This is a genomic window from Corallococcus sp. CA049B, from assembly GCF_003611685.1.
GTDB lineage: Bacteria > Myxococcota > Myxococcia > Myxococcales > Myxococcaceae > Corallococcus > Corallococcus coralloides.
The window spans coordinates 1-16,601 of sequence record NZ_RAWC01000203.1 but is presented as its reverse complement, the minus strand read 5'-3'; the positions used below and the strand labels follow the sequence as shown (position 1 = coordinate 16,601).

At 71.6% G+C, this 16,601-nt stretch carries 11 protein-coding genes; 3 read left to right on the top strand and 8 right to left on the bottom strand.

The features are described 5' to 3' along the window. Together D7W82_RS31260 and D7W82_RS31255 are read right to left on the bottom strand one after the other, a co-directional pair. Positions 1 to 1,250: serine/threonine-protein kinase (locus D7W82_RS31260; protein WP_147439655.1), on the bottom strand; the 1,250-nt coding region annotated here is incomplete at its 3' end. Positions 1,251 to 1,260: 10 nt separating this feature from the next. Beyond that, entirely contained in the window at positions 1,261 to 2,160 is a 900-nt protein-coding gene (locus tag D7W82_RS31255) for a DUF2381 family protein (RefSeq protein ID WP_158617762.1), read from the bottom strand. A gap of 218 nt (positions 2,161 to 2,378) precedes the next feature. Here D7W82_RS31255 and D7W82_RS31250 point away from each other — a divergent pair, with 218 nt between their 5' ends. Then, positions 2,379 to 3,254 carry an alpha/beta fold hydrolase gene (locus tag D7W82_RS31250; protein ID WP_120621815.1) on the top strand — a complete coding sequence of 292 codons (876 nt, stop codon included), beginning with the start codon at positions 2,379 to 2,381 and terminating at the stop codon, positions 3,252 to 3,254. A 5-nt stretch (positions 3,255 to 3,259) separates the two neighbouring features. Here the strand turns inward: D7W82_RS31250 and D7W82_RS31245 are convergent, their stop codons facing one another. Continuing rightward, a complete protein-coding gene (locus tag D7W82_RS31245) occupies positions 3,260 to 4,987 on the bottom strand; it encodes a hypothetical protein (protein ID WP_120621814.1) in 1,728 nt (575 codons plus the stop codon). Positions 4,988 to 5,082: 95 nt separating this feature from the next. After that, positions 5,083 to 5,424: a hypothetical protein gene (locus tag D7W82_RS31240; RefSeq protein ID WP_120621813.1), complete on the bottom strand. Its 342-nt coding sequence runs from the start codon at positions 5,422 to 5,424 to the stop codon at positions 5,083 to 5,085. A gap of 165 nt (positions 5,425 to 5,589) precedes the next feature. Between D7W82_RS31240 and D7W82_RS31235 the strand changes: the two genes are divergently transcribed. Then, a complete protein-coding gene (locus D7W82_RS31235) occupies positions 5,590 to 6,993 on the top strand; it encodes an FAD-binding oxidoreductase (protein ID WP_120621812.1) in 1,404 nt (467 codons plus the stop codon). On the opposite strand, the gene serA is transcribed toward D7W82_RS31235, so the two are convergent. The 3 genes from serA to D7W82_RS31220 form a co-directional block, all read right to left on the bottom strand. Next, the gene (gene serA / locus D7W82_RS31230; protein WP_120621811.1) at positions 6,990 to 8,243 is read right to left on the bottom strand and encodes a phosphoglycerate dehydrogenase; all 1,254 of its coding nucleotides are present in this window, start codon (positions 8,241 to 8,243) and stop codon (positions 6,990 to 6,992) included. The two genes, D7W82_RS31235 and serA, sit on opposite strands and share 4 nt — an antisense overlap. A gap of 159 nt (positions 8,244 to 8,402) precedes the next feature. Next, positions 8,403 to 10,076 (bottom strand): serine protease, encoded by a 1,674-nt coding sequence (locus D7W82_RS31225; RefSeq protein ID WP_120621810.1) that lies wholly within the window; start codon positions 10,074 to 10,076, stop codon positions 8,403 to 8,405. A gap of 125 nt (positions 10,077 to 10,201) precedes the next feature. Then, positions 10,202 to 10,579 (bottom strand): STAS/SEC14 domain-containing protein, encoded by a 378-nt coding sequence (locus D7W82_RS31220; protein ID WP_120621809.1) that lies wholly within the window; start codon positions 10,577 to 10,579, stop codon positions 10,202 to 10,204. Between the two features lie 287 nt (positions 10,580 to 10,866). Here D7W82_RS31220 and D7W82_RS31215 point away from each other — a divergent pair, with 287 nt between their 5' ends. Then, on the top strand, positions 10,867 to 11,898 hold the full coding sequence (locus D7W82_RS31215) for a class I SAM-dependent methyltransferase (RefSeq protein ID WP_120621808.1): 1,032 nt from the start codon (positions 10,867 to 10,869) through the stop codon (positions 11,896 to 11,898). Here the strand turns inward: D7W82_RS31215 and D7W82_RS31210 are convergent. Then, the coding region (locus tag D7W82_RS31210; RefSeq protein ID WP_233588043.1) for an ATP-binding protein at positions 11,899 to 16,601 on the bottom strand (4,703 nt) is incomplete at its 5' end. It lies immediately after the preceding gene.

Genomic DNA, 16,601 nt, shown 5'->3' with positions numbered 1-16,601 from the left:
GTCATGGGGGCAGGGGCGCGCTTCACGGGAGGACTTTCCTTCGGGACAGGTGCTGGGGCGGGGGACGCTACCTCAGGGGCAGGCGATGGATCCGAAGGTGGCGCCCGGGCGCTGATGCTCGCGTCCATCTTGGCGGGGGGCGCCATCCCGTCCCCGCCCAGGGGGGAGCGCGGCTCGGGGAACCCGGGGACTCGCAGCCCCACGAAGCCCACCCAGGCCATCAGCAGGAGCGCAGCGGAGGCCCCTGCCGCGACCCACCGTCTCCCACGACGTCCGGGGACCCTCCCCTGCGCGGAGGCTTGCTTGGGAACGGGCTGGAGCGGCGGCGCGGCCCCGTGCAGCGGCCCCGCCCTCCATGCGTGCCCGGTCTCTGGCAGCAGCTCCGCCAGCTCGCGCCGCAGCACCTCCGCGGAGGCCGCGCGCTGTTCGGGGTCCCGGGCGATGAAGTGGAGGGCTGCCCGGCCCAGGGCCTCGGGCACCCGCGGGTTGAGCGTCTGCGGCGCGGGCGGTGTCCACCGGCCTCCCACGTAGAGCGCGGGCGGGTCGCTCACAGGCCGGGGGATGGTCAGCAGATCATAGAGGCAGAGGCCCAGGGCATAGACGTCGTCGGTGGCCTTGAAGGGATAGCGGGCCCCGCGCTCGTCTCCGTGTTGTTTCAGGAACCGTGCGGCTTCCGGGGAGCGGTAGCGCCGGGTGCCCGGGGGCAGGGGCGTGTCCGTCAACTCCGGCGCCAGCAGGTAGCTGCTGACGCCGAAGTCCAGGAGGAACGGCTCGCCGTCGGAGGCACGCACGACGATGTTGCTCAGCTTCACGTCCCGGTGGAAGACGCCGCGCGAATGCGCGTGCGCCAGGGCCGAGGCGAGCTTGACGAACACCCGCACCACCTCATGCGCCGTGGGGTGGGTCTTCTCCAGCCACTCGCCCAGCGTGTAGCCCTCCACGTAGTCCAGGATGATGTAGCGCCAGCCATGTTGGATGTCGGGCCATCGGCTGTGGGCCCAGCAACGCACGATGTTGGGATGGTCTTGCAGGTGGAGGAGGCACACCGCCTCGCGCATCAGGCGCGCATCCGCCTGCTGTTCATCCCCGCTGCTGGCGCGGTGCGTGGAGAACTTCATCGCGAAGCGCTGGCCACCCTTCTCCACGAGGAGGACCGCGCCATAGCTGCCTGAACCCAGCGGCCGCACCACGCGAAAGCCATCCACCCGCTGGCCGGGTCCCAGGTGCGCGGGAATCGTCGCGATGACCATGCGGCCGCTTCTAGAACACGAAGGGGCCGAAGAGAAGGCGACGGGTGCCCGCGCTGTCGCGCAACTCCAGCCGGAGGTCCGAGCCTTCGAGTTTGTTCAAGCCTTTGGTTTCCACCACCACGCGGGCCTTCTTTCCCGGCTCGAGCCGGGATTCCTTCATCCGCACGGGCAGGTCGTGGGGCCGTCCGCCGTTCCCGAGGAAGAGCCTCGCCTCCGCCGGTGTCCAGGGAGTGGAGCCGGCATTCTCCACCTCCAGCGACAGGGCCATCCAGCCGGGGCCCCGGTAGGCGATGATGCCTTCCGAGCTCAGGTCATCGCCACTCTTCGAAGCTGCATTGATTCTCTTTGCCGTGATCCCCCTGGGGCCCATCATGCCCGCGAGGATCATGCCGACCGGACCGTTCGCGGAGCCGTGCTTCCGGAGGGCTTCCAGCTCCGCATCCTTGCTCGCGCACGCGGCGCGCACCTCGTCCAGCTCGGCCTGCACCGCCTCGGCCGTGCGCGGCAGGCGCGCCACCTGCACCTGCACGTCCACTTCGGAGGGGTGCATGGCGAGCGCGAACAGGGCACTGGCAGGAACCCGGTCATCCGCGAAGGGCACGGTCAGCAGCACGCGCTCGCCGGGGGGCAGGTCGTTCGCGGGCTTGAGCGTCACCAGCCGGGTGCCCACCTCGAACAGCACGAAGCGGCCTCCGCTGTCCGCGAGCTTCACCCCGGCGCGGTCCACGGGCGAGTCGAACTCCAGCGTGGTGAGGTAGTTGGGCGCGACGTGAAGCTCCACCGGCATGTCCGCCGTGGACCGGGAGAGCGTCACCTTCCGCCGCGTCAGCTCGCGCCCGCGTGAGGACTCCTTGCCCAGGGCGTTCGCGCCCAGCAGGAGCAGGGACAACACGACGAGTTGACGAGACACGCGAGGCACCAGCGGACGACCTCCGGGGGGACCTGAGTGACCGTAGCAGGGGACACGCGGCTGGAGGTCACCTTCTCCACTTCCGCCGCTCCAGGTTGTATGGGTAGGAAGCCGATGGGGCACTCTTTCCTCATGCCCATCCAACCTGCACCTGGGAAGGCGTTCCTCCAGCCCCCAGGGCAGTGTGCGCCCCGGACCTGGATGCGCACCGTCGCGCCATGACGAACGAAACCCAGACGGGCTCCCCGCACACGGGCCGGATTTCCGGCAGCTTCCTCACCACGCGCGATGGCACGCAGCTGTACTTCAAGGACTGGGGCCCCCGGGACGGGCAGCCTGTCGTCTTCTCGCACGGCTGGCCGCTCACGTCCGACGCCTTCGAGGACCAGATGCTGTTCCTGTCCGAGCGGGGCTACCGCACCATCGCCCATGACCGCCGGGGACACGGGCGCTCGTCGCAGCCGTGGGATGGCCACGACATGGACACGTATGCGGACGACCTCGCGGAGCTGACCTCCGCGCTGGACCTGCGCAAGGCCGTCCACGTTGGCCACTCCACGGGCGGGGGGGAGGTGGCGCGCTACATCGGGCGCCATGGCACCGGGCGCGTGGCCAAAGCGGTGCTCATCAGCGCCGTGCCGCCCATCATGCTTAAAACAGACTGGCACCCCAACGGTCTGCCCATGAAGGTCTTCGACGACATTCGCGCGGGCGTGCGCGGGGACCGCTCCAGCTTCTTCATGGAGCTGAGCCTGGCGTTCTACGGCTTCAACCGGCCAGGCGCGAAGGTGTCGGAAGGGCTGCGCGAGAGCTTCTGCCTCCAGGGGGCGATGGGGAGCCTCAAGGCCGAGTACGACTGCGTGAAGGCCTTCTCCGAGACGGACTTCCGCGCGGACCTGGCCCGCTTCGACGTGCCTACGCTGGTGATGCACGGCGATGACGACCAGATCGTCCCCATCGACGGCGGGGGGCGCATCACCGCCACGCTCGTGAAGGGCGCGAAGCTCCAGGTCTACCCGGGCTTCAGCCACGGCATGTGCTCCGTCAACAAGGACGTCATCAACGGAGCACTGCTGGCCTTCCTGAAGGAATAGCGGCCCTACAGGTCCAGGATGAGGCTCAGCTCCTCGTCCATGGCTTCATCCGTCTGGACGGCGGCGTCGTTGTCATCCGCGTCATCCCCGTACTTCGACCAGCCGGCGACCGCCGCCGCGCCGAGGCACATCATCTGCCGGGGCGTGGCGCCGACGCCGTCGGCGTCCTGGTCGCGGTAGAGGGCGAGCCACCGGTAGCGGTCCGCGTCCGCGTCGTCGCAGTCGTTGCCCACGGCCTTGGCGAAGTAGGGCGGGGGCAGGGCCTTTCCCGTGCAGAAGCGCTGCGCGGGGATGGGCGCGGTGAAGCCGTCCCCGTCGTGGTCCGCGTGGGTGGCCTCCAGGTCCTGCCAGCGCGCCGCGTCCTGCGCGTCGCAGTCCGTGTCGCTGGCGGACCAGGGGCTGGGGACCTGTCCGTTGGTGCAGAGGAGCGTCGATGCTCCCGCGCCCACGCCATCCCCGTCCGTGTCCGCGTAGGCCGTCACGTTCCGGTACGCGGCGGCGCTCGTGTCGTCGCAGTCCTCGCCGGACAGCGGCTGGGAGGCGTAGCCCGCGGGGAGGCTGGAGCCCGCGCACAGCTCGCCCGTCTGCGCCACGGTGTACGTGTCGCCGTCGGCGTCGCGGTGGGTGAAGCCCAGCATCCGCCACACGGCGGCGTCCTGGGGCGCGCAGTCCGTGGCCTGCGCGGAGTAGCCCCGGGGCACGGCCGCCGTGCCGCAGATGGAAGTCGCCGCGCCGGAACCCACGCCGTCCCCATCCACGTCCGCGTGGACGCTCCAGGCGCGGAACAGCGCCGGGTTCCCGTCGTCGCAGTCGTCATTCCGAACTGACTGGGAGTAGCCCTGGGGCAGCCAGAAGCCGCTGCAGACCTCGCCTGTCGCCGGGGACAGGTAGCCGTCGCCGTCGGCATCCCTGGAGGCGTAGGCCCGCGGCTGCCAGCGGTTGCTGTCGCCCGGCGCGCAGTCCCCGCCCCGGAAGGTCTCTCCCGGCACGGACTCCTCCGGCCCCACGCAGCGAAGCATCGATGATCCGTCGCCGTAGCCGTCCCCATCCGCATCCCACCAGCGCTCGACCCTCACGGTGCGCCGGGCCTGGTGGTCGTCGCAGTCAGCCGGGCCGGACACGGTGCCGTATCCAGCGGGCAGGTGCTCGCCCGCGCACACGGTGCCCTCCTGCGCCACGGTGAAGCCGTCCCCGTCCTCGTCCCGGTGGGTGAAGGGCAGCTGTTGCCAGAAGCGGGTGTCCCGAGGGGCGCAGTCGCCCGAGGTGCGCACGTACCCCTTGGGCGGCGAGCGCCCCTGGCTCGGACACCAGGTGATGGCGTCGCCCGCGCCCACGCCGTCCTGGTCCGCATCCGCCCACGCCTGGGCGAGCGCCGACACCGTGGCGTCCCCATCATCGCAGTCCGGTGGGCCCGCCTGCTCCCGGTAGCCCAGGAGCGACTCCCCCACGCAGCCCGTCACCGGCCCCTTGCCCGTGGCTCCGTCCCCGTCCGCGTCCGGGTACAGGCCCGGCACGGAGCGCCAGCGGGTGGCATCCCCCGGCGCGCAGTCGCCCGCTTCCCGCGTCCACCCCGTCGTCGTGTCGCCCACGCAGATGACGGGCCAGGCCGCGTCGCCGAAGCCGTCCCCATCCGTGTCCGCGTAACCCGTGACGGACCGCCACAGGGTGGGGTTCGTGTCATCGCAGTCCATCACCGCCGGATGGCCATCGCCGTCCAGGTCCCGGGGACCCAAGCCTCCACCGACACCGCAGCCCAACTGAAATCCCAGGGCGAGCCACACCCATGCCCGCATCATGCGCACCCGCGTCTTCATGGAAGGAGCCGGAGCTACTGACGGGTCAGCGTGCAGGTCGGGGGGCTGATGTAGGCAATCTCGTGGCTCCACGAGAACAGATAGCGCCCGGGCCGGGTCATGGCGAGCAGCGCCAGCCGATCACACCGCGACGCCTCGACGGCGTAGTCGCCCCCGGACCAGAACCTGAAGGTGCGCGGTGTGCTCTCACCCACGAGGGTCCCGGTGACGTCGAACGTGGTGGGGCCCACGGAGTAGGCATCCACCGACGTGAAGACATAGGTCTCGCCCGAGACGGGCGCCTCCGGTTCGGCCCCGGCGGTGCTCGGGGCAAGGGACAGGGCGGCCAGCAGGGCGAGTGCGCGAAACGACGACATGGGGCATTCCTTGGGAGGTCCACCGCGACGAGGGCGCGGCGTCGAGCCCTATACGGGGAGAGTTGGAACCCTTGGCTTTTTCCCAGCCCGGCATGCGTCAGGGGCTGTGCTCCAGGCCTCCGCCGGGCTTGTCACGCCCCGGGGGCTGCAATACGCCTTGGACCCATGTCCACCGCCGCGCTGCCCGCCGACTTCCTCCGCGCCATCGCCGAGTCCTTCCCCGCCGACTTCCTCACCCGGGAGCCCGCGGAGCTCCAGGAGTACGGCCGCGACTGGACGCGCGTGTACGCCCCCGCGCCGGGTGCGGTGGTCTTCCCTCGCACCACGGAGGAGGTGGCCCGCTTCGTCGCGCTGTGCCACCAGCACCGCGTGGCCATCGTGCCCTCGGGCGGCCGCACGGGCCTGGCGGGCGGGGCGGTGGCCATGCGCGGCGAGGTGGTGCTGTCGCTCAAGCGCATGACGCGCATGGAGCCCGTGGACCTGCTTGGCAACACGGTGCGCGTGCAGGCGGGCGCGGTGACGGAAGGAGTGCACCAGCACTGCGCGCCGCACGGGCTCACGTGGCCGGTGGACTTCGCGTCCAAGGGCAGCAGCACCGTGGGCGGCAACATCGCCACCAACGCGGGCGGCGTGAAGGTCATCCGCTACGGCCTCACCCGGCAGTGGGTGCTGGGCCTCCAGGTGGTGACGGCGCAGGGGCAGGTGCTGGAGCTCAACGGCGCGCTGGAGAAGAACAACACCGGCGCGGACCTGCGCCAGCTCTTCATTGGCAGCGAGGGCACGCTGGGCATCATCACGGAGGCCACGCTCAAGCTGACGCGGCTGCCCGGCAAGCAGGACGTCTTCCTCTTCGCGGTGCCGGACGTGGCCGCCGTGCTGCGGCTGTTCCGCGACGCGCGCCAGGCGCCGCTGGTGCTCTCCGCCTACGAGTTCTTCACCGACAAGTGCCTGGCCCGCGTGCAGCGCCACCGCAAGCTGCGCTCGCCCTTCGAGGCCCCCAGCGGCTGCTACGTCCTCCTGGAGTCCGAGGGCGGTGACCCGGCGGCGGTGGAGGCGTGGCTCGGCTCGCTCTTCGAGCGCGGGCTCGTCACGGACGGCACCCAGGCGCAAGGCGCGGCGCAGGCGCAGGAACTGTGGTCGCTGCGCGAGTCCATCAGCGAGAGCCTCTCCGCCACGGGCGTGCTGCACAAGAACGACATCTCCCTGCCGGTGGCGAACCTGGAGGCGTTCTGCGCGGAGCTGGACGCCGTCTTCGCCAGCCGCTACCCGGGCTGGGAGATCTGCCTCTTCGGCCACATTGGCGACGGCAACCTGCACGTCAACGTGATGAAGCCGGACGCGGTGGAGAAGGCGGACTTCTTCGCCCACGCGAAGCAGTCCGACCACGCCATGTTCGACCTCGTGCGCAAGCACGGCGGCAGCATCTCCGCCGAGCACGGCATCGGCCTGCTCAAGAAGGACTACCTGGACTACACGCGCGCGCCCGGTGAGCTGGAATTGCTGCGCACCCTCAAGCGCGCGCTGGACCCCGCGGGCATCCTCAACCCGGGGAAGATATTGGACGCTTAAGACACGATGCGCGTCTTGATGTCCGTCTCCAGCCCGGCGATGGCCTCGCACACCTGGCGGGACACGTCCTGGTCCAGGTCCATCACCAGGTAGCCCACGTTCGCGTCCGTGCTCAGCACCTGCGCGTGGATGTTGGCGTTCAGGTCGGACACGATGCGGTTGATGTCACGCAGCACGCCCGGCGTGTTGCGGTGCACGTTGATGATGCGGTGGGTGCCCGGGTTGATGGGCGCCTCCACGTTGGGGAAGTTCACCGCGCCCGTCGTCGCGCCGCCCTTCACGAACTTGAGCAGTGACGTGGCCACCTCCTTGCCAATGGACGCCTGCGCCTCCTCCGTGGAGCCGCCGATGTGCGGCGTGAGCACCACGTTGGGCAGCCCCTGCAGCTGCGTCACGAAGCCGTCCGAGTTGCCCTCCGGCTCCTCCGGGTACACGTCCACCGCCGCGCCGCCCAGGTGCTTGGAGCGCAGCGCCTGCGCCAGCGCCGGGATGTCCACCACCGTGCCGCGGCTGGCGTTGATGAGGCACGCGCCCGGCTTCATGGCCGCCAGCTGCTCCGCGCCCATCATCAGGTGCGTGGACGCCAGCGCAGGCACGTGCAGCGTCACGAAGTCGGACTCCGCCAGCAGCGCGTTCAGCGTGGGCACCGACCGCGAGTTGCCCAGGGGCAGCTTCGTCATCACGTCGTAGTAGAGGACGCGCATGCCCAGCGCCTCCGCCAGCACGCCCAGCTGCGAGCCGATGTGCCCGTAGCCGATGATGCCCAGCGTCTTGCCGCGCACCTCGTGGCTGCCCGTGGCCACCTTGCGCCACTGCCCCGCGTGCACCTCGCGGCTGCGGTCGAACAGCTGGCGCGTCAGCACCACCACCTCCGCCAGCACCATCTCCGCCACGCTGCGCGTGTTGCTGAACGGCGCGTTGAAAACCGGCACGCCGTGCACGCTGGAGGCGATCAGATCCACCTGGTTGGTGCCGATGCAGAAGGCCCCAATCGCCAGCAGGTCCTCCGCGTACCTCAGCGACTCCTCCGGCACTGTCGTCTTGCTGCGGATGCCCAACAGGTGCACGCCCCTGAGCCGCTCCGCCAGGTCCTCCGGCTTGAGCGCCGCGGACAGCCGCTCCACCTCGAAACCCTCCAGCTTCAGCATCTCCTGGGCCGAGGCGTGGATGTTCTCCAGCAGCAGGACTCGCAGCGGACCCTCGGTGCTCACGGGGCGGCGGGGCGACGGCGGGAAGCGGGGTGTGCTCATGGCGCCTTGCGTTAGACCTCGCCCTCCAAGGTGTCAAGGGCCGGGTGGGGAGGTTGGCCCTCCGAGGAGGGGGAGCTGCGGGGCAAAAGACACCGGGCCCGCCCCTCCCCGTACCACGAGGGAGTGACAGGCCCGGAAGGACAGCGGAGCCGCGAAAGGCTACTGGAGGGTCCAGGCCAGCGTGCCGCTGCACGCATCGGCGCCGAAGCAGCCCACGCGGATGGTGTACGCGCCGCCCGCGCTCGCCGGCGCGGTGTAGGTCGCGCGGGACAGCGAACCGCAGCCGGAGGCGTCGTCGTTGAACGTCACCTGCTGGCCGGCGGCGTTGAACAGGCGCACCACCGTGTCACCCGTGCCCGTCGCGCTCCCCACGCCGCAGCTGCCGAAGGTCAGCGTCTGGCCGGCCGCGATGTCCACGTTCACGTTCTGCGTGTTGCGCGTGGCGTTGTTGGTGTCGCTGACGCTGAAGGCCTGGGTGCCGCCCGCGGGCGTGGTCGTGCCGCCCGAGGTGATTTCCCAGGCCACCGTGCCGGCGCAGCCGCCGTTCTGGTAGCAGCCGGCGCGGACTTCATAGGTGCCCGCGACGCTGGCCGTGTAGGTGAGCTTCGAGCCGAAGCCGCTGCCGCAGCCGTCGTCGTTGGAGGCGACCTCCGCGCCGGACGGGCCGCGCAGGCGCACCCAGGAGTCACCGCTGGTGAGGGCCGCGTCCTTGACGCCGCAGGTGCCCACGGTGAGCTTGTCGCCGGCCTTGAGCGTCACCGTGCCGTTGACGGTGTTGCGCGTGGCGCTGGAGGTGTTGGACGCGGTGAAGTCGAACTTCGGCGGCGTGGTGCCGCACAGCCGCAGGTTGGTGGTGGCCGCGCACAGCCCCTCGATGGCGTGGTGCACGTAGGTGATCTCCTCACCGTTGCAGCCATTCTCCGCGCAGACGTTGACCTCGTAGCAGCTGGCGCCCGCGCGCCTCTTGTAGTCATCGTCGCCGCGCACCAGGATGCCCGCGACCGTGTGGGTGGCCGTCTCGTACACGCCGGAGCCGGAGTTGCCCGCGAAGGTGTCCGTGCTGGCGACGAAGAAGTCCATGTACTCGGCGTTGTTCTCACGCACGGAGCCGCCCGAGTCGATCTTGAACGGGACGCCGCTGCCGCTGCCGATGACGGCCACGTTCTGGCCCGTCGTCAGGGCCGCGTTGCCCGGACGCACCGGGGCGGGCTTGAAGCGCGGGGCCGCGGAGCGGTCCAGCCGGATGATGGCGTAGTCCAGGATGCTGGCTTCGTTCCCGGTGCTCAGGTGCCGGGCGACGATGCTCTTGCAGGAGAAGACGTCCTGGCTGGTGATGTTCTGCAGCTGGCCGTCCGCCGTCTTGTAGAAGTTGAAGACGAAGCGCGCGTCCTTGCACTCGATGAAGTCGTCGTTGGGCGTCGCGGGCCCCACGCAGTGGCCGGCGGTGAGCACCAGGTCATCGTCGATGAGCGTGCCGGAGCAGAGGGCCGGGATGGGGTCGTCGTAGAAGCGCTGGTCCGAGCAGAGTTCCTCGTATTCGCCCAGCGTCAGCGGGTCCACCTTGACGTTGTTCGGGTCCCTCATGTCGAGGAAGTCCGGGACCGTCAGCATCACGGTGGACTGACGCGCCAGGTCCCGCAGGGCCGCGCTGGGGTGCGCGTAGACGTCGTAGCGGTCGTCGTTGCCGTAGACGACCGGCGCGCTGGACTCGGACAGCGCGGGCTGCTGCTCCGGCGCGCCGGACTCGGGGGCCGGCCCACAGGCCAGGGCGGTGAGGGTACAGAACAGGGTGCCGAGCAGCTTCGCGCGGCGGGCGGGGGCGGACACGGACATGCGGGTGACTCCTGACGGGTACGGCGACAGACACAGCGAAGAATGGGGGTGTTACTGGAAGACGTAGACGGACCCGTGCGGTCGCATGAAAGGACCGGGGGGAGGGGACGTCGGGGGTCCTGCGCTCAGTCCGCGTCGGGGGCTTCGAGCCAGGACAGGGCCTCGGAGCGGGACTCGAAGGTCTTCGCGGGGATGGTGAGGCCGGCGTTCTTGGTCATGCGCCACGCCTGCAGGCCGCTGCCGGGGTCGCTCACCACGCGCGCGGAGCGCTTCATGCCGCGCTGCTGGGCGTAGGCGTTCAGCCGGGCCATCTCCCCCACCACCGTGGCGGGCATCACCCGAAGCCTGGACTGGTCCACCAGCGCGGACCACTCCGTGCCCCCGCGGGCGGTGATGTCCTTCTTCAGTTGCTCGACGTACTCGGTCACGTCCTTCGGCGTCACTTCCGACGGATAGATGATCTCGATGATGTCGTGGGGCAGGTGGGCGATTTCAATCTTCATGCGCGGCTTGCGGCTCTCTTCCAGGCGGGGCGCGCCATCCTAACCGCAGTGCCTGTCGCCGGATACCGCGCCCCCCGCAATCCCTCCCCCCGGAGCGGGGATTGTCGGACCTCGCGGGTAGAACCGCGCCCGGAGGGCCCCGCGGACCCGGGGCGTCACGCCACGTGCGCCCGGTGTGGGCCGGGCGGTGCAGGGTGGCTCGGCCGGCTGGCTGGAGCCGGGCCTGGCGAAGGGCGGGGGCGCGGGAAGTGGATGCCCCCCGCTCCCCGGTTGTCAGGATGATGCCTATGCGCCAACCCATCTTGTCGGTCCACGGCGCGGCTCGTCCGGTCGCGCCTGAAGCCAACCACCTCATCCTGGTGAATGCCGCCCGGGAAGAGGCGCCTCCACCCGAGGAAGCGTTCATGGAGGCGCGGGAGTGGCTGGACCGCCTGCACTCCCGGATGATGCAGGGGCCGGACGAGACGCTGCATGCCGGAATGACGGCCCTGCACGGGGGGCTCATCAAGCGGCGGCGGCAGTGGAGCCCGGAGGTGTGGAAGCGCTTCTGTCAGGAGCTGGCGCGCAAGCACCCCATGCGCCCCTTCCTGCATCAGTGCCCCTTCACCCGGCACGCCTTCGAGCGGCCGCGCGGCTACGCGGGGGACGCGGCGCTCATCGACTACCTCTACATGGACCACGCGGCGGACGAGCTGCACGCGGGCCGCGAAATCTACCGCTACATGCACGGGCAGCCCTCCGCGCGCAGCGTGCGCGAGCGCCGGGAGCTGCTCGCGCGGATGATGGACGAGACGGCCGGGCGGCGGCCCGACGGGCGCGTGCTGTCGGTGGCGTGCGGGCACCTGCGGGAGGCGGAGTCGTCGCGCGCGGTGGCGGAGCGGAGGCTCCAGGAGCTCATCGCGTTCGACCAGGATCCGGTGAGCCTGGCGGAGATTTCGCGCCTGCACCCGGGTGGCATCGTGCGGCCGGTGTGCGGCTCGGTCCGCTCGCTGCTCGCGGGCAAGGCGGCGTTCCAGGACCTGGACTTCGCGTACTCCGCCGGGCTGTATGACTACCTGTCGGACTCCGTGGCCGCCCGCCTCACCGCGCTGCTCTTCCAGATGCTGCGCCCGGGTGGACGCCTGCTGGTGGCCAACTTCGCGGTGCACCCGCCGGAGACGGGCTACATGGAGGCCTTCATGGACTGGTGGCTCACCTACCGGGACGAGGACGGCATGCGCGACCTGCTGGCGGAGACGCCGCTGGAGCAGGTGGACACCGTGCGGCTGTTCCGCGACTCGCAGGACAACGTCATCTACCTGGAAGTGACGCGCCGCTAGTCAGTGCACCGGTGCGCCGGAGCGGGGCAGGGTGACGGTGAAGGTGGAGCCCTGCTCCGGGGCGCTGGCGACGTCGATGTTGCCGCCCAGCGCCTGGACGATTTCGCGGACGATCCAGAGCCCCAGCCCGAAGCCGCCGTAGTGGCGCACGGACACCGCGCGCTCGAAGCGCTCGAAGATGCGCGCCCGGTCCTCCTCCGCGATGCCGATGCCGTGGTCGCGCACCTCCAGGCGCACGCCCGTCGCGTCCCCGTCCAGCGTCACCTCCACCGGCTTGCCCGCGCCGTACTTCATGGCGTTGGTCAAGAGGTTGCCCACCACCTGCTCCAGCCGGAGCGCGTCCCAGTGGCCGACGAGGCGTGGCTCGCTGGCGTGGAAGCGCACCTCGCACTCGGCGCGGGCCAGGGCCTCGCGGCTGCGCTCCAGCTGGCCTCGCACCAGCGTCACCAGGTCCACGTCCTCGCGCTTGATGTGCAGCTGGCCCTGCGCGATGCGGGAGATGTCCAACAGGTCGTTGACCAGCTTCCCCAGCCGCTGCGTCTGCGAGTAGGCGGACTCCAGCTTCGCCGTCAGCTTCTCCGGGGGCATGGGCGCGCCCCTGGCCTTCGCCTGGAGCCCCTGGATGTGCAGCTGCAGCGACGTGAGCGGCGTCTTCAGTTCATGCGCGGCGATGGACAGGAAGTCGTCGCGCCGGCGCACGGCCTCCTGCTCCTCCCGGTAGAGGCGGCCCTGCTCCTCGGAGAGGGCGGCCACGCGCTCGAAGTTCTCCGCGTTCTCCAGCGCCGCGCTCGCGAGGACGGCCACGAAGGAGGCCAGGCGCTCCTCGTCCTCGCCGAAGAGCGCGCCCACCTTGCGGTGGCTGGCCACCACGCACGCCACCGTCTTGCCGCGGACCTGGAGGGGCGCGCACAGGAGCGAGCGCACCCCGAGCAGCTCCATGCTCTCGCTGATGCCGCCGGGCAGCCCCTGGCCCAGCACGGTGATGCGGCCTGTCTCCAGCGCGCGGGCGAGCGCGGTGCGGCTGAGGCCCTGGTTCTTCGCGTCCTCCTCGGACACCACCGTGCGCGGGTCCACCACGGCGCAGCGCTCCGCGCGCAGCAGCTCCTGCATGGACTGGCGCGCCGTTTCGAAGACGGCCTCGCGCGACAGGGCGGACGCGAGCCTGCGCCCCACCTCCAGCACGCGAGGGAAGCGGTCCACCAGCGACAGCGTCTCCACGCCGGTGCCGTGCTCCGTCCCCCTGTGCAGGCCGTTCTCCATGGCCTCCAGCTCTCGCGCCGCCGTCTCCAGGTCGCGCGCGGCGCCGGGCCAGCCCTGCACCCGGCCCACCTCGCCGCGGGCCTGGAGCGTGAGCGCGCGCTCCTGGCGCATCTCCAGCTCTTCGGCCACGCGCAGGGCTTCGTCCAGGTGCTTGCGGGCCCGCGCGGGCCGGCCGCGCAGCGCGCACATCAGGCCGCGCTCGCGCAGCGCATGGGGCAGGTTGTTGCGGTAGGTGCGCGCGACGTCGTGGGCGCGCTTCGCCACGCCATCCGCCTCCTTCAGGAGCCGGTCGCGCTGTCTGGGATTGAGGGGGCTGGACTGCTGGGCCAGCCGCCTGCGCGCGGTGGCGAGCCACGGGGTGATGGGGGCCACGTACTCCTGACGCAGGTGCGCGTCCTCCACCACGCGCTCGGCGCGCTCCAGCACCTCCGCGGCGCGCGCGGTTTCGTTCTCGCGCAGCAGGCGCAGTCCCTCCGCCTGGAGCACGCCCGCGAAGGACTGCGGGTCGGTGGCGGTGGGCGCCGCCAGCTCCGTCTCCAGCAGCGCCGCGGGGATGCGGCCCCCGGTGGACTTGGCCCACGCCTCCAGGCCCAGGCGCAGCGAGTACCGGTCCCCCAGCGCGAGCGCCGCCGCGTGCAGCTTCTGGCTCACCCCCGCGGCCTCCTTCAGGCGGCCCAGGCGGTAGAGCGACATGGCGATCTGGAAGGTGGCGTTGTTCACCTCCCACGGGTCGCCGGTGCGCTCCAGCAGGCGCACCGCCTCCCGGCACTTCTCGATGCACTCCTTGAAGCGCGATGACGCATAGAGGGCCAGGCCGTAGAAGTGCAGCGACTGGCCCTGGCCCCACACGTCGCCCAATTGCTGACGCAGGGCCAGCGACTTCTCCGCGTAGGCGTACGCGCGCTGGAACCAGGGCAGGGTGGTGAGCGCGGGCGAGTGCGCGGAGTAGGCCTGCGCCAGCTCCGGCGTGGGCGGGTAGCGCTCCGCCAGGTTCATGTCGCGCAGGTGCGCCCACAGCACCGCGGCGCGGCCCCGCTGGTACCAGTAGCCGTACGCGAGCCGGCTGTAGAGGTTGACCGCGAGCAGGTCCTCCTCGCCCCGCGCCAGGGACTTGCGGCCCAGCCACAGGCGCGGCGCCACGGTGTGAGCCGCCTGCGTGAGGATCTCCCACGCCGCGCTGGCGCCGGTGGTCAGCGTGCCGGGCGGCACCCAGCGGCCCAAGAGCTTCAGGCCCTGCTCCAGGTAGGCGTTGGCCTGCACCGTCTGGCCGCGCTTGAAGGCGAGCTCGCCCAGGTGGCCCAGCGTGCGGCCCTGCTCCAGCCGGTCGTGCGCCAGGGCCTGCGCGGCCTCCAGCTGCCGCTGCGCCTCGTCGTAGCGGCCGCGCATCATCAGCGCGGTGCCCAGCCCGGACGCGATGCGGTAGCGGGTGTGCGCGTCCGCGGCTGAGGCGCCGCGCTCGGCGATGCGGTAGTTCACCTCCGCGCTGTCCAGGGAGAAGCGCTGGCGCGCCTGCTCCGCGGCCACCAGCGCGTAGGGCAGGGCCTGCGCGCTCTCACCCGCCGCGTCGAAGTGGTAGGCCAGCTCGAAGGGGTCGGTGGGCACGGACTGCTGGGCGGCCCGCGCGGCCAGCCGGTGCAGCTCCCGGCGCTCCTCCGGGGAGAGCAGCTCCAGCAGCACCTCGCGCAGCTTGTCGTGCACGAAGGTGGAGCGCGTGCCCTCGGCCCACAGCATGTGCCGGCGGCGCGGCGGCTCCAGCGCGGTGGTGACGGCCTCCAGCGGCGTGCCGGAGAGGGCCGCCACCGCCTTCGCGTCGAAGGACTTGCCCAGCACGGCGCCCACGCTGAGCACGTGCAGGGACTCCGGCGGCAGGAGGCGCAGGCGCCGCACCAGGAAGGTGGCCGCCTGGCGCGACGAGCGCGCGTGCGCCATCGCCTCCGGCTGCACCCACCAGCCGTCCGGGCCGGGCATGAGGACGCCGTCCTCCACCAGCCCGTGCAGCACCGCGGAGGCCATGAACGGGTTGCCCTCCGCCAGCCGCGTCACCAGCTCCACGGCCTCCGGCGGCAGCACGCCGGCCATGGACTCCGCCAGCAGCGCCACCTCCGCCGCGCCAAAGGCGGACAGCTTCAGGTTCGCGCTCGGGGCCAGGCGCCTCAGCACGTGGTCCGCGTGGATGTCCTCGCTGCGGAAGGACACGGTGAGCAGCAGCCGTCCGTCCCCTGCGCGGCGGCCCTGCGACCACGCCTCCAGGGCGCGCAGCGTGAGCGTGTCCGCCCACTGGCAATCCTCCAGCACCACCACCGCGGGCGCGTCCGGCGTGCCCAGCGCGCTCAACAGCGCGGTGAGGCTCCACACGCTGCGGCTCTCGCTCAGGGACTCCGGCCCCAGCCCCTGCGACCGCGGCGTCCGCGAGTCCGGGAAGAGCACCTCCGTGAGCGGGGGCAGCACCGTGCACAGGCCGGCCTCCTGACCCGCGAGCCGCTCCCGCAGGAGCGCGCCCAGCTGGGGCTCCTCGCGCGCGGCGGCGGCGATGCCCTCCGCCACGCCCGCGAAGAGCTGGAAGGGGCGCTGCGCGGCCTGGTCCTGCGCCTGGCCATGCAGCACCCACGCGCGCTGGCCCGAGGCCCGGGCGGAGAACTCCTCCAACAGCCGGCTCTTGCCGCCGCCGGACTCGCCCTCCACCACCACGGCGCGCGAGCCGCCCTCGCGCGTGCGTTCGAGCTCGCGCTCCAGCGTCATCAGCTCCTCGCGGCGGCCCACGAAGGACGGCTCGGTGAGGCTCTGGCGGTGGTCGTGCGCGCCGGTGACGAGCGCGGGCTCCGCCTCACCCCGGGACAGCGCGGCCTCCAGCGCGTTCAGGTCCGCGAGCGCGGCGTCCGCGGCCTGGTAGCGGTCGCGCGGATCCGTCTGGCTCAGCCGCGCGATGAGCTCCTCCATCGCCAGCGGCACCTCCACGCCCACGGGCCGCAGGCGCGGGTGCGCGGTGAGGTGCAGGCGCAGCACCTCGCCCACCGTCGCGCCCTCCAGGGCAGGGCGGCCGGACAGCGCCTCGAAGAGCACCAGGCCCACCGCGTACAGGTCCGACGGCGCCTCCACCGGCCGGTTGATGAGCCCCGCCTGCTCCGGGGACATGTAGCGCGCGGTGCCCACGGGCAGGTCGCGCAGGGACGGGTCCAACCGCTCGCTGCGCGACAGGCCGAAGTCGGTGAGCCACGCGGCGGACATCGGGAAGTCGCGCACCAGGATGTTGGAGGGCTTCACGTCGCGGTGGAGGACGCCCTCGCGGTGCGCCTCCGCGAGCGCCTTCAGCAGCCGCTGGCCCAGGACGATGGCCTCCGGCAGCGACAGGGGGCCGCGCCGCAGGCGCTCCTCCAGCGTCTCTCCATCCACCCACGGGGTGACCAGGTAGAGCAGCTCGTCGAAGGTGCCCAGGTGGCGCACGG

What these genes read in the sequence shown, in the direction of transcription:
- D7W82_RS31220 (WP_120621809.1), bottom strand. Translation starts at nt 10,579, where the DNA reads ATGAAGATTGAAATCGCCCACCTGCCCCACGACATCATCGAGATCATC.
- D7W82_RS31215 (WP_120621808.1), top strand. Translation starts at nt 10,867, where the DNA reads ATGCGCCAACCCATCTTGTCGGTCCACGGCGCGGCTCGTCCGGTCGCG.
- D7W82_RS31225 (WP_120621810.1), bottom strand. Translation starts at nt 10,076, where the DNA reads ATGTCCGTGTCCGCCCCCGCCCGCCGCGCGAAGCTGCTCGGCACCCTG.
- D7W82_RS31240 (WP_120621813.1), bottom strand. Translation starts at nt 5,424, where the DNA reads ATGTCGTCGTTTCGCGCACTCGCCCTGCTGGCCGCCCTGTCCCTTGCC.
- D7W82_RS31250 (WP_120621815.1), top strand. Translation starts at nt 2,379, where the DNA reads ATGACGAACGAAACCCAGACGGGCTCCCCGCACACGGGCCGGATTTCC.
- D7W82_RS31235 (WP_120621812.1), top strand. Translation starts at nt 5,590, where the DNA reads ATGTCCACCGCCGCGCTGCCCGCCGACTTCCTCCGCGCCATCGCCGAG.
- serA (WP_120621811.1), bottom strand. Translation starts at nt 8,243, where the DNA reads ATGAGCACACCCCGCTTCCCGCCGTCGCCCCGCCGCCCCGTGAGCACC.